The 12,429-nt window shown below is 43.6% G+C and carries 13 protein-coding genes; 5 read left to right on the forward strand and 8 right to left on the reverse strand.

Features of this window, described 5'->3' with window-relative positions:
• The first annotated feature begins 98 nt into the window (after positions 1-98).
• The 4 genes from HVMH_RS08325 to HVMH_RS08340 all read left to right on the forward strand — a co-directional run bounded on the left by HVMH_RS08325 (position 99) and on the right by HVMH_RS08340 (position 5,944).
• Entirely contained in the window at positions 99-1,346 is a 1,248-nt protein-coding gene (locus HVMH_RS08325) for an ammonium transporter (RefSeq protein WP_029909909.1), read from the forward strand.
• 153 nt (positions 1,347-1,499) lie between these two features.
• Positions 1,500-2,279: a flagellin N-terminal helical domain-containing protein gene (locus tag HVMH_RS08330; protein ID WP_029909912.1), complete on the forward strand. Its 780-nt coding sequence runs from the start codon at positions 1,500-1,502 to the stop codon at positions 2,277-2,279.
• A gap of 190 nt (positions 2,280-2,469) precedes the next feature.
• Positions 2,470-5,244 (forward strand): valine--tRNA ligase, encoded by a 2,775-nt coding sequence (locus HVMH_RS08335; RefSeq protein WP_029909914.1) that lies wholly within the window; start codon positions 2,470-2,472, stop codon positions 5,242-5,244.
• A complete protein-coding gene (locus HVMH_RS08340; protein ID WP_029909917.1) occupies positions 5,222-5,944 on the forward strand; it encodes a TIGR04211 family SH3 domain-containing protein in 723 nt (240 codons plus the stop codon). The genes HVMH_RS08335 and HVMH_RS08340 overlap by 23 nt, the downstream gene beginning before the upstream one ends.
• A 93-nt stretch (positions 5,945-6,037) precedes the next feature.
• Here the strand turns inward: HVMH_RS08340 and HVMH_RS08345 are convergent, their stop codons facing one another.
• The 6 genes from HVMH_RS08345 to rpsP form a co-directional block, all read right to left on the reverse strand.
• Positions 6,038-6,763, reverse strand: a complete 726-nt coding sequence (locus HVMH_RS08345; protein WP_029909920.1) for a DsbC family protein — start codon at positions 6,761-6,763, stop codon at positions 6,038-6,040.
• Positions 6,764-6,869: 106 nt separating this feature from the next.
• A complete protein-coding gene (gene xerD / locus HVMH_RS08350; RefSeq protein ID WP_029909923.1) occupies positions 6,870-7,766 on the reverse strand; it encodes a site-specific tyrosine recombinase XerD in 897 nt (298 codons plus the stop codon).
• Positions 7,767-7,830: 64 nt separating this feature from the next.
• Positions 7,831-8,181, reverse strand: coding sequence for a 50S ribosomal protein L19 (gene rplS / locus HVMH_RS08355; RefSeq protein WP_029909925.1), 351 nt, complete (start codon positions 8,179-8,181; stop codon positions 7,831-7,833).
• A gap of 108 nt (positions 8,182-8,289) precedes the next feature.
• Entirely contained in the window at positions 8,290-8,991 is a 702-nt protein-coding gene (trmD, locus tag HVMH_RS08360) for a tRNA (guanosine(37)-N1)-methyltransferase TrmD (protein WP_029909927.1), read from the reverse strand.
• A 23-nt stretch (positions 8,992-9,014) separates the two neighbouring features.
• On the reverse strand, positions 9,015-9,536 hold the full coding sequence (gene rimM, locus HVMH_RS08365) for a ribosome maturation factor RimM (RefSeq protein WP_029909930.1): 522 nt from the start codon (positions 9,534-9,536) through the stop codon (positions 9,015-9,017).
• A 21-nt stretch (positions 9,537-9,557) separates the two neighbouring features.
• The gene (rpsP, locus tag HVMH_RS08370) at positions 9,558-9,797 is read right to left on the reverse strand and encodes a 30S ribosomal protein S16 (RefSeq protein ID WP_029909932.1); all 240 of its coding nucleotides are present in this window, start codon (positions 9,795-9,797) and stop codon (positions 9,558-9,560) included.
• A 270-nt stretch (positions 9,798-10,067) separates the two neighbouring features.
• Here rpsP and HVMH_RS08375 point away from each other — a divergent pair, with 270 nt between their 5' ends.
• A complete protein-coding gene (locus tag HVMH_RS08375) occupies positions 10,068-10,463 on the forward strand; it encodes a response regulator (protein WP_029909934.1) in 396 nt (131 codons plus the stop codon).
• Here the strand turns inward: HVMH_RS08375 and rmuC are convergent.
• Both rmuC and HVMH_RS08385 read right to left on the reverse strand, forming a co-directional pair.
• Positions 10,460-11,833, reverse strand: coding sequence for a DNA recombination protein RmuC (gene rmuC, locus HVMH_RS08380; protein WP_035628867.1), 1,374 nt, complete (start codon positions 11,831-11,833; stop codon positions 10,460-10,462). The two genes, HVMH_RS08375 and rmuC, sit on opposite strands and share 4 nt — an antisense overlap.
• A 2-nt stretch (positions 11,834-11,835) precedes the next feature.
• Positions 11,836-12,414: a hypothetical protein gene (locus HVMH_RS08385; RefSeq protein ID WP_155837665.1), complete on the reverse strand. Its 579-nt coding sequence runs from the start codon at positions 12,412-12,414 to the stop codon at positions 11,836-11,838.
• Positions 12,415-12,429: the final 15 nt, after the last annotated feature.

Genomic DNA, 12,429 nt, shown 5'->3' on the forward strand with positions numbered 1-12,429 from the left:
AACGAAGTGGAATCAAAGCAGGATACTCATTCACACAATGATTTCTCTTCAAAGTTGATAACAAACTATTTGAAATTTAGTCATAAGGAAATTTAGGTATGGAACAATTAATTCAAACAAATTATGCACTAGATACCTTTTACTTTTTGGTAACTGGTGCATTAGTTATGTGGATGGCAGCAGGTTTTGCCATGCTCGAAGCCGGTCTTGTTCGCGCTAAGAACACGACTGAAATCTTAGCGAAGAACGTTGGTCTTTTCGCTATCGCTTGTATTATGTACATGCTTGTTGGTTACAACATCATGTATCCTAGTGATGCTATCAATAGCTTCATTCCTGGTATCAGCTTCTTGTTGAGCCCGGATCACACTGTTGCTGACGTGTTGAAAGGTGGTGATGGTGCGCCTTACTACTCAGGTATGTCAGACTTCTTCTTCCAAGTTGTGTTCGTTGCAACTGCAATGTCTGTAGTATCTGGTGCTGTAGCTGAGCGTATGAAGCTTATGTCTTTCTTCGTTTTCGCTATCGTTTTCACCGCGTTCATCTACCCAATGCAAGGTTATTGGAAATGGGGTGGTGGTTTCCTAGATGGTTTAGGATTCCTTGACTTCGCTGGTTCTGGTATCGTTCACATGGCTGGTGGTGCAGCAGCTCTTGCAGGTGTTCTACTACTAGGTGCTCGTAAAGGTAAATACACTCCTGAAGGTGAATCAAAAGCTATCCCTGGTGCAAACCTACCTCTAGCAACTCTAGGTACATTCATCCTATGGTTGGGTTGGTTCGGTTTCAACGGTGGTTCAGAGCTTAAAGTATCTAACGTTGATGAAGCAAACGCAGTAGCAATGGTATTCGTTAACACGCTAATGGCTGCGGCTGGTGGTGTTATCGGTTCACTTATCGCTTCTAAGTTGAAGTTCGGTAAAGCTGACTTGACTATGATGTTGAACGGTGCATTGGCTGGTTTGGTTGCAATCACTGCAGAACCTCTAACGCCAACTGCTCTAGAAGCAACTTTGATCGGTCTTGTTGGTGGTATCATCGTAGTATTCGCAATCATCATCATGGACACTAAGTTCAAAATCGACGATCCAGTCGGTGCGATCTCTGTTCACGGTATCGTAGGTATCTTCGGTCTAATCGCTGTTACCTTCACAAACAAAGATGCAACTATCGTAGCTCAGCTAACTGGTATTGCAGTGATCTTCGCTTGGGTATTCATTACAAGCTTGATCGTCTGGTCTATCATCAAAGCAGTTATGGGCATCCGCGTCTCTGAAGAAGAAGAGTTCGAAGGTGTTGACCAAACTGAATGTGGTATGGAAGCATACCCAGAGTTCACTAAGTAATCTTAGAAAACTCAACACAAAAAACCCCGGCCTTCCGGGGTTTTTTTATGCCTATCATTCAACATTAACCCATTGAGTCAAAAGACAATTTTCATTCTTTGCCGATTAAGCGTAAAATAGAAATATAAAGTACGCAATCGGAGGAAGTTAGCCATGTCTATTGATTCCATATCCAATTACAACGCAACCACCTATGCAAGCCTTCAACAAAGCCTAGCATCAGGCAGTCGTATCAATACCTCAGCAGATGACGCCGCTGGAAAAGCTGTTGTGACAGCGCTGACGACACAAATCGGTCAACAAGACATTGCCACTCGTAATGCCAATGATGGTATTTCGGCTCTGCAAATTGCTGACAGTACCGGAGAGAATATTGGCAACCAGCTCCTTCGCTTAGGAGAACTGGCAACACAAGCTCAAAACGGCACTTACAGCGATGCCCAACGTCAGACATTAAACCAAGAGTTCCAACAAGGCTTACAGGCAATCAATCAATATGTAGGGCAAGCCAGCTTTAATGGCATAAATCTACTGGATGGTTCTCAGAATACACTTAGTATTGGGCTGGGTGACTCAACCAACGCCCTAACCTTTCCAAACCTGACAACCAATGCACAAGGTTTAAACGGCTTGGACATTACATCCACAGCAAATGCCAGTAATGCCTACTCATCCATCACGACTGCATTAGAAAACCTATCAACCAGCCGTAGCCAGCTTGGTGCACAACAAAACGGATTGGCAAGCACCGTTGAAAACCTAGCAACCCAAAACGTCAATGCACAAAGTAGTCGAAGCCAGATTAACGACACAGACTATGCAAAGGCGCTGACGCAATTAAGCAAGCAGCAGGTTCTTGAGCAAAGTAGTATCGCCATGCAGGCGCAAAGCAATCAAAATCGTTCAAACGTATTACAGTTGCTTCAATCTTAGCCCAAGCCACTTATGCCTTACCCTCAAACATTGGGTAAGGCACGCTCATCAACTTTCGTTCTCTTTAGCCAAAAACGCCTCAAACGATAGTTCAGCTTTTACCCAGCATCCAACCCTAAACTTTCACCAGCATAAATGCTATAATCCGACCTATTTTTAGAAACAAAATCGTTTTATTTTAAAGGCAACAATGGAAAAGCATTTCGACCCCGCATCAATTGAAAAAAAATGGTACTCAAATTGGGAAGATAAAGGTTTCTTTAAACCTCAAGAAAGTACAACTGGTCAGAACTACAGCATTATGATCCCTCCGCCGAATGTCACCGGTAGCCTACACATGGGTCATGCATTCCAAGATACCATTATGGACACTCTCATTCGCTACAACCGAATGAAAGGCCACTCCACGCTTTGGCAGCCAGGTACTGACCACGCAGGGATTGCAACGCAAATGGTCGTTGAGCGCCAATTAGCTGCTAAAGGCCTTAGTCGCCATGATGTTGGTCGAGATGCTTTTATTGACAAAATTTGGGAATGGAAAGCGGAATCCGGTGGAACCATCACCAAACAGCTTCGTCGTCTGGGCGCATCACCAGACTGGAGCCGTGAACGCTTCACGATGGATGACGGCCTTTCGAATGCCGTTAAAGAAGTTTTTGTTCGCCTTTACGAAGAAGGATTAATCTATCGTGGCAAACGCCTTGTAAACTGGGATCCAGTTCTCCACACCGCCGTTTCTGATTTGGAAGTCATTTCTGAAGAAGAACAAGGCAACCTATGGCACATGCGCTACCCACTCACAGACGGTTCAGGTCATTTGGTGGTTGCTACTACCCGCCCTGAAACACTATTCGGTGACCAAGCAGTTGCTGTTCACCCTGAAGACGAACGTTACAAGAATCTTATAGGCAAGACCGTTACCCTTCCTTTGGTGGGGCGCGAAATTCCAATTATCGCTGACGATTACGTCGATATGGAGTTCGGTACAGGTTGCGTAAAAATCACCCCTGCCCATGACTTCAACGACTATGAGATGGGGAAACGTCATAACCTGCCAATGCTGAACGTCATGACGATTGACGCTAACATGAACGAAGGAGTTCCAGAGAAATACCAAGGATTAGAGCGTTACGAAGCACGTCGTCTAGCGGTTGCAGACCTTGAAGCTCTTGGGTTAATTGAAGACATTAAGCCTCACAAACTAATGGTTCCTCGCGGTGATCGCTCTCATGCAGTTATCGAACCTTACCTGACTGATCAGTGGTATGTTGCCGTGGAGCAATTAGCAAAACCAGCTATTGACGCGGTTAAAAACGGCGATATCGAATTTGTACCTAAGAACTGGGAAAACACCTACTTCGAGTGGATGAACAACATCCAAGACTGGTGTATCTCTCGCCAAATCTGGTGGGGACATCGTATTCCCGCTTGGTATGACGAAGCTGGAAATGTCTATGTTGGTCGCACAGAAGAAGAAGTCCGCCAACAAAATGGTTTAGACAGCTCTACAGCATTGTCTCAAGATGAAGACGTGCTAGACACTTGGTTCAGCTCAGCGCTATGGACATTCTCTACACTTGGCTGGCCGGAACAAACACCTGAGTTGGAAAAATTCCATCCGACTTCGGTTTTGGTCACTGGTTTTGACATTATCTTCTTCTGGGTTGCCAGAATGATTATGATGACCTTAAAGTTCACTGGACAAGTTCCTTTCAAACAAGTTTATGTACACGGTCTGGTTCGAGATGGTGAAGGTCAAAAAATGTCCAAATCCAAAGGTAACGTCCTAGACCCGATTGACCTGATTGACGGTATTGACTTGGAAAGCCTGGTTTCTAAGCGTACTTACGGCATGATGCAACCAGAAAAAGCGGCGAAAATCGAAAAAGCCACTCGCAAACAGTTTGCTGACGGTATTGATGCCTATGGAACAGATGCGCTTCGATTCACTTTCGCCTCTCTAGCCTCAACAGGTCGTGATATTCGTTTCGATTTAAACCGCTGCGAAGGTTACCGCAACTTCTGTAATAAATTATGGAATGCAGCGCGTTATGTATTGATGAACACTGAAGGCTATGACACAGGTGTGGACGAAAAAGCTGCATACGAATTATCTCTGGCCGACAAATGGATTGTCTCCCGTTTGCAAGAAGTGGAAGCTGAAGTTGCCAAACATATTGAATCTTACCGTTTCGACCTTGCTTCAACCGCGCTTTATGAGTTCACCTGGAATGAGTACTGTGACTGGTATCTGGAGTTATCCAAGCCTATCCTAAATAGTGACGACAGCTCAGATGAAGCTAAGCGTGGCACTCGCCGCACCTTGGTTCGCGTGCTTGAAACTCTGCTTCGCATGCTACACCCTATCATTCCATTTATCACTGAAGAAATTTGGCAGACCGTTGCTCCACTTGCCGCGAAAGATGGCCAAACCATCATGCTGCAACCTTATCCATTAAGTGACAATAGCAAAATTGACACGGCTGCTGTGGCAGAGCTGGAATGGGTAAAACAATTCATCATGGGTGTTCGTCGTATTCGTTCTGAAATGAACATCGCACCAAGCAAACAGTTACCGGTAATCTTGACCAAGCTAAGCGCAACGGATGAACTATGGTTGGAAAATAACCACCTTTACCTGTCAACACTTGCGAAATTGGAATCAATCACGGTATTATCTGACTCTGAGGAGGCGCCAGAATCAGCTGTTGCATTGGTTGGAGAAATGAACATTCTTATTCCAATGGCAGGTTTGATTGACAAAGAAGCCGAGCTAGAGCGTCTAAACAAGGAAATCAATCGCCTAGAGAGCGATATTCAACGCATGGAAGGAAAACTGTCCAACGACAGTTTTGTTGCCAAAGCGCCTGAAGCAGTTGTTGCCAAAGAAAGACAAAAGCTGGATGAGCACAAAACTGCATTAAAAAACTTGAAGGATCAACATGAAAAAATCAGTCAAATCTAACCTGCAAATCATTTCATCCTTAATGCTTGTCGGTGGCTTGACCATCGGTCAAACAGCTGTAGCAGAGGATTCAGGGCAACCTCAATCCGATTACACGCATTATGTGACCGATTCTGTACAAATTCCGCTTAGAACCCAACCTGGTTATAAATACAAAATTTTAAGGTTGTTGAAATCGGGCACACCAGTAACCATTTTAGAAGTGAATGATGACGGCTGGACAAAACTGTCCTACCACTATAAAGATGAAGATATTGTTGGTTGGATGCCTTCAAGCGTGCTGTTAAACCAACCTATCGCTCGCGTTAGATTGGCTCAGCAAATTGATAAGACCTCTCGTATCGAGAAAAAACTTAACCAAGCACTTCAAGAGAAATCTACTCTGGACTCTCGTTTCAACGACGTCAGCAACGAGTTAAAGAAAACCAAAGAAGATAACTTCAAGTTACAAAAGCAATTGGCTGAGATTAAGTCTATTTCCGGCAAGAGCATTGAATTGAATGAACAAAACCAGCAGTTCAGCCAGGAAATTGAGAAAATCAAATCTGACAATGCCATTCTGAAAGAACAAATCAGCCAAGCGGGTGATGTTGTGCAACGTCAATGGTTCCTGACAGGTGGTGGTGTACTACTTCTTGGTTTATTGATTGGTCGCTTTTTCAGAGTGCCAAACAGACGTACCAAATGGGATTCACTATAACTTGAACGCCCTGTACGGAAATAAAAAACGCGCCAAATGGCGCGTTTTTTTTAGTCAAGCAAAATTTTAATCGCTAGTGATCAAATCAATGCTTTAATGCGGACCAACCAGCTTTTGAATCAAGTCTTTTGACTCAACATATCCTGGAATCAACTCACCATCATCCAACAGGATATTCGGAGTGCCATTCACGCCAAACAACTCAGCAAGCTTCATATCGTTCATTACAGGGTTCGCACAAGTCTTCATATCTACTGCTACACCCATCATCACCTTGTCCAAAGCCTTTCTTCTGTCTGAAGAACACCAAACCGCCACTGCCTTCTTATAAGAACCAGAACCGACGCCCGCACGTGGGAAAGACAAATAACGCACCTTGATACCTGCTGCCGTCAGCTTAGGAATGTCATCATGAAGTTTTTTACAATACGGGCAGTCAATGTCAGAGAAAACCGTAATCGTACGCTTGGTAGCGCCTTTCGCTGGATAAACAATCATCTTCGATTCATCTAAGCTGTCCAGAATACTTTTTCTCTGTTTGTTCTCTGCTGCCGTTGTTAGGTTCTTGCGTGTTTTCAGGTCAATCAAGTCACCTGAAAAAACATAACGCGCTTTGTCATCCATCAACAATACTCGTGTCCCTAAAACCACTTGATACAGACCCGGAATAACACTCGGGGTAATCTTGGCCTCAGCCGCATTTGGCGTAATATCTTTCAAGGTATTTCGGATCGTTTGCTCATCGGCCTGTGCCATCGCCATAAAAGCTGTCGACAACACCATCGCCAAAAGCGATTTCTTCAAAAATTGTTTTTTCATAACACCTAATCTTTTTTAAAAACCATTGATAGAATTTTAACGGTTTCCACCTTAATTAGCACCTCGAAAACCTTAAAGAAAGCTGACTAGTACCGAGAAATCGTGATTATCCGCGAGGATGATGCTTGTGATGAAGTGCTTGCAGACGTTGCTTGGCAACGTGCGTATAAATTTGAGTCGTTGACAGATCAGAGTGCCCCAAGAGCAGCTGAACAGTTCTCAAGTCTGCCCCATGATTGATTAAATGCGTTGCAAAGGCATGGCGGAGGCCATGCGGCGATAACTGAACGCGTATATCCGCCTCAAAAGCCAAATTTTTGATTCTATGCCATAGCGTTTGGCGAGTCATAGGACGACCTAAGCGTGAGACAAACAACGTATCAACCCAACGCTTGGCAGCCAATTGCGGTCTTGAGCTTTCAATATAAACCTTTAGCGCATCTATCGCCAGCTCTCCTATCGGCACAATTCGTTCCTTATTCCCTTTCCCCACAACGCGTACCAAACCCGCCGAAAGATTGAGCTGTTCATAAGGCAGCGTCACTACCTCGGAAACCCTTAACCCAGAGGCATACATCAACTCCAAAATCGCCTTGTCACGCAACCCTAATGGCGTAGTTAAATCCGGTGCCGCAAGCAAGTCTTCAACCTGTTTTTCGGAAATGACTTTGGGAATCGAACGAGGAATGGAAGGTGACTTCAGTTTGGCCGTAGGATCAACACTAATGACATGTTGAGCCAACAAATACTGTGCAAAACGTTTGAGAGAGGAGATCAACCTAGCAATGGATTTGGCACTCTTACCTTGCTCAAATTGCTGATAGATAAAATCTTCCAACTGCTGATTGGAGACTGTTTTGAAATCCGAGAACTCAACCCCAACCTGGCAGATTTTTAAATCTCTGCGGTAAGCGGCAAGCGTGTTTTCGCTCAACCCTTCGTTGAACCTGAGAAACTGTAGAAAAGATTTTAATTGAGATTGGAATACTGTGTCGGATGCCATAGCGATGAGTTTACACTGCTACAAACAAAAAAGGCACTCAAATGAGTGCCTTTCATGAAAAGTCTTATTTAACTTTTTCTTTGATTCTTGCTGCTCTACCAGATAGGTTACGTAGGTAGTAAAGCTTAGCACGACGAACCGCACCACGACGCTTAACTTCAACAGAATCAACCAATGGGCTGTAAGTTTGGAAAGTACGCTCAACACCTACACCATGAGAAATCTTACGAACAGTGAATGAAGAGTTCAAACCACGGTTTTTCTTAGCGATAACAACACCTTCATAAGCCTGAAGACGTTCGTTAGTACCTTCTTTTACTTTTACTTGAACAACAACAGTATCACCAGCTGAAAAATCTGGAAGTTGCTTGCTCATTTGCTCTTCTTCAATACGCGCAATAATTGGGTTTTTCATTTTTATGCTCTCTTAATCTATCAAAGTCTTTTGCTATAACTTTGAAATGCATTTTATCCAACAATACACAGACAAGCTGTCAGAGGTTGAATCCAAATTGTCATGCAGTTACTTAGCTTGTTGAGCCAAGTAAGCTGCATATAGGTCCGGACGCTTCTGCGCCGTCCTTTCGAGTTTCTGCTCCATTCGCCATGCATCAATTTTTGCATGATTTCCCTGTTGCAGCACCTCCGGCACTTTCATGCCGTTGACCTCTACAGGTCTTGTGTAATGCGGACAATCCAATAAACCATCCGAAAACGAATCTTGCTCAGCTGACTGGTTATGGCCTAAAGCCCCCGGTAGCAAACGAATCAAACCATCCATCAACATCATGGCGGGTAACTCCCCTCCACTGACGACAAAATCCCCTACGCAAATCTCTTCATCCACTTCAGATAAGATGAAACGCTCATCCAATCCTTCATAACGCCCACAAACCAGAGTGAGGTTCGGCTTTTCAACCAAAGTCTGTAACTTTGCCTGAGTCAGCGGCGTTCCTTGTGGAGAAAGATAAACCACATAAGGTTTCTCTCCGATGGTGGTTTCAATCGCATCGACTGAATCCTTAAGAGGTTGATATTTCATCAACATCCCAGGACCACCACCATATGGTCTATCGTCTACCGTTTGATGGACATCCGTCGTAAACTGCCGCGGATTCCAACTATGGAAGCTATACAGGCCTTGTTGTAACGCTCTGCTTGAAACCCCCGAAGCATTGATTGCTTCAAACATTTCAGGGAAAAGCGTAATGACATCAAAGCGCATAACTCGCTCCATAAATAGGATGCTTATTCTTCGATATCATCCCAGTCAACTTGGATATGTTTGTTTTCAACATCCACATCCAAAATAAACGTACCTTCGACAAATGGAATCAATATGGAATGACCATCCTTTTCTACTCTAAGAACATCATGTGCGCCTGTTTCGATCAATGCGGTCACAACACCTAGGTCGTTATCTTCTTGATCCGTTACAGAACAACCAATCAGTTCTCTCCAGTAGTAGCCATCTTCCGCTTCAGGAAGTTGCTCTGGATTGATTGCGATTTCACACCCCATGTATAGGCGCGCTTCATCACGATCATCTATTCCTTCCAGTTTGGCAACAATTCCTTTGCCACCCTGAATTTCTTGCCCATCTTCTAAATCGAAGGTTCGCCACTCACCCTTAACTTTAACCAGCCAAGGTGAATAGCTCAAAATATTGTCGCGAGGCTCGGTATGGGAAAAAATCTTCAACCAACCTTTTACGCCGAAAATACCACTGATTTTACCCAGAATAAGTTTTTCGCCGTCAGCCACGCTCATACCAAAAGTTCTAAGGGTTAATTACTTAGCGTCTTTGATCAATTTTGCAACTCTTGGGCTCATTTGAGCGCCTTGAGACACCCAGTGCTCAACTCTCGCAGTATCAAGACGAAGCATTTCTTCTGCACCTTTAGCCGTTGGGTTATAGAAACCAACTTGCTCGATGAAACGACCAGTTGCTTTGTTGCGTTGATCCGCAACCATTACACGATAATAAGGGTTCTTTTTTGCACCACCGCGTGCTAAACGAATAACGACCATGACTTTCTCCTATCTTGATCTGCGAAGGTAGGAAATCCTACCTACAATTTCTTCTGTTTTTATGCATCTAACTCATTGATACATAAAAGCTATGTGTATTCCTTTTCGGAAAGCGGGGATTATAAATACTTTCCCAATTAAAATCAAACACTTTGAATAAAACAACGCTTAATTATGTGCTTTTATTCACAACCTGTAAATGCTGCCGCAAAATGACGTATAAATGTGCAGGCTTTGCTAGAATAGAGCAAGGTCTTTGAGGAATAAGTTATGGCACATATTTTAGCGGTCGACGACTCTAATGTCACCCGATCGCTCATTCGGTTAACTTTGGAAACGCTAGACAATATAAAGGTCGATACCGCAAACAATGTCGAGCTTGGTCTCAAGCTGTGCCAGCAAAACCAGTACGATATTTTAATCCTTGATTACATGATGCCTGATAAAACTGGGTTAGACATGATCGACACTTTAAATGAACAACATCTACAAACAAATGTTCCCATTTTTATCTTATCTTCCGAAACCGATCACTCAACAAAAGAAATGGCACAAAGCAGACAAGTAAGGGCTTGGCTAAAAAAACCTTTCCGCCCTCAAATGCTTTTAGAACTGATTACAGAAACTTTGAAAGAAGTAAAAGCAAAACGCAATCACTCAAACTAATCTTTATCCAACTCTGGCAAACTCACGTCCGCTTCATCAACAAGGTGCTTAGGAAGGTCTTTCTTGGTTTTACCTGCCAGATCCTTAAGCATTTGAGCTTGGTTAATCAAATTCCCTTTCCCGCTCACCATCCGTTTTTTAGCTTGATCGTAACTGGAAAGCGCACTTTCCAACTGACTTCCCACCTTTTCAAAACTCTCAACAAAACCAACAAACTTGTCATAAACATCTGCTGCTTTTTTGATCAGGCTTGAAGTATTTTCCGAGCGCCTTTCATAACGCCAAAGCTGTTCAATGGTCTTCAAAGTGGTAAACAAGGTAGTCGGCGTCACCACCGCGATATTCTTCTCAAATGCCGATTCAAACAACGCAGGGTTCTGCTCAATCGCCATTAAATACGCCCCCTCGATTGGAATGAACATCAAAACAAAGTCCGGGGCATTTAAAGACTCAATATGATCGTAACGTTTGATGCTAAGTGCTTCGATATGCTTTTGCAGACTCACCAAATGAGCCTTGACCTGCTCAACTCGGGTTTTATCATCTTCAGCATTCAGAGCTGATTCATAGGCATTCAATGAAACTTTTGAATCGATAATAATGTGTTTATCATCCGGCAAATTCACAATCACATCCGGGCGCAGACGCTTGTTATCGTCTGAATAAAGGGACTTCTCCCTTTCGTACTCAATGCCTAGTCTCAAACCCGAGCTTTCCAGCATCTTTTCCAAAATCATCTCACCCCAGTTTCCTTGAAGCTTGTTATCCCCTTTCAAAGCCTGAGTTAAGCTTTTGGCTTCATTCGACATGGTTTGGTTAAGCTCTTTCAACTGCTTGAGCTGCTCCACCAACGTAGCACGCCCTTCAATATCTGCCTTATGCGTTTGGTCGATCTTGTTCTTAAACTCTGTCAGACTTTGTTGCAGTGGGTTCAATACTGCGCCTAAAGCCTCTTTGTTCTGAGTATTTATTTGTGCTTGTTTTTCTTCAAATATCTGCGTTGATAACAGTTTGAACTCTTGTGTCAAAGCTTGCTTTGCATTCTCAAGCAATGCCAACTTTTCCTCAAAACTCGCTCTGTCAGATTTCTGCTGCGTTTCCAAGCGTGTGATTTGTGAAACATAGTCCTTTTCATCTTCAGTCATTTTTTCGAGCTTCGCCTGCAACACACTTAGACTGTTCTCTGCCGTCATTGCAACCTGCTCAATCTGCGCATAGCGACTGCTGAGGGTTTGATACTCTTGCTGTAACTGCTCTACCTTGTCTTTTTCCTGTTTTAAAGCCCGTGTAGCGGTATAACCAACATACAGCCCGCCCGCCGCAATAATCGCTAATACAGGTAAAAGATATGCACTCTCAATGCCAAACATATTTATTTCGTCAACTCCGTTAAACGCTGCAAGTTTTCAATTTGCGAACTCAAATCCATTTGCTGTTCATTTGATGAAGCCGGTGAAACTTCCCTGACCGAGCTCAACTTGATCTTCTCTTGCTTTTGTTTCGGTGTAATCAAGTAGCTTTTTACTTTTTTATCTTTCCCCGGAACATAGGTTTCACCGACCTTAAGATTAATTTCCTTACCTTTGAGCAGCACTTGTGCCGAATGAGGTTCCTGCAAGTTCTGCTTAAGCCGATAGCCGGACTTATCATGCTTAACGTACTTGCCATTTAAACGAAACAGCTGCCCTTCTGGCGTCGTAATAATAGACGAAAGCGTCAATACTGGAGACCCCAACCTGGTAGATTTTGATGGTTTTACGGCAGCTTTTTGCTGAGATGCTGCTGGCTTAACACCTTGCTCCTTGTACAAAAAAGCTTGGCGTTGCTGGTTAATCTGTTCGCGTTGTTGTGGGGTCAGAAACAGCTTTCCAAATGTTTCATCCGCATACACCGGCATTCTCACCAAGACCAGTGCAATGAAAAAGACAACAGACAGCGTACTAATTTTCAATAGCATTTCCTACTA

The sequence above is a fragment of the Hydrogenovibrio marinus genome (assembly GCF_013340845.1).
GTDB lineage: Bacteria > Pseudomonadota > Gammaproteobacteria > Thiomicrospirales > Thiomicrospiraceae > Hydrogenovibrio > Hydrogenovibrio marinus.

Bases quoted from the DNA above. Each gene is read 5' to 3' on its own strand.
- rmuC (WP_035628867.1), bottom strand. From the start codon at position 11,833: ATGTTTGGCATTGAGAGTGCATATCTTTTACCTGTATTAGCGATTATT.
- xerD (WP_029909923.1), bottom strand. From the start codon at position 7,766: ATGGCATCCGACACAGTATTCCAATCTCAATTAAAATCTTTTCTACAG.
- HVMH_RS08375 (WP_029909934.1), top strand. From the start codon at position 10,068: ATGGCACATATTTTAGCGGTCGACGACTCTAATGTCACCCGATCGCTC.
- HVMH_RS08345 (WP_029909920.1), bottom strand. From the start codon at position 6,763: ATGAAAAAACAATTTTTGAAGAAATCGCTTTTGGCGATGGTGTTGTCG.
- trmD (WP_029909927.1), bottom strand. From the start codon at position 8,991: ATGCGCTTTGATGTCATTACGCTTTTCCCTGAAATGTTTGAAGCAATC.
- HVMH_RS08325 (WP_029909909.1), top strand. From the start codon at position 99: ATGGAACAATTAATTCAAACAAATTATGCACTAGATACCTTTTACTTT.
- HVMH_RS08340 (WP_029909917.1), top strand. From the start codon at position 5,222: ATGAAAAAATCAGTCAAATCTAACCTGCAAATCATTTCATCCTTAATG.
- rplS (WP_029909925.1), bottom strand. From the start codon at position 8,181: ATGAAAAACCCAATTATTGCGCGTATTGAAGAAGAGCAAATGAGCAAG.
- HVMH_RS08330 (WP_029909912.1), top strand. From the start codon at position 1,500: ATGTCTATTGATTCCATATCCAATTACAACGCAACCACCTATGCAAGC.
- rpsP (WP_029909932.1), bottom strand. From the start codon at position 9,797: ATGGTCGTTATTCGTTTAGCACGCGGTGGTGCAAAAAAGAACCCTTAT.
- HVMH_RS08335 (WP_029909914.1), top strand. From the start codon at position 2,470: ATGGAAAAGCATTTCGACCCCGCATCAATTGAAAAAAAATGGTACTCA.
- rimM (WP_029909930.1), bottom strand. From the start codon at position 9,536: ATGAGCGTGGCTGACGGCGAAAAACTTATTCTGGGTAAAATCAGTGGT.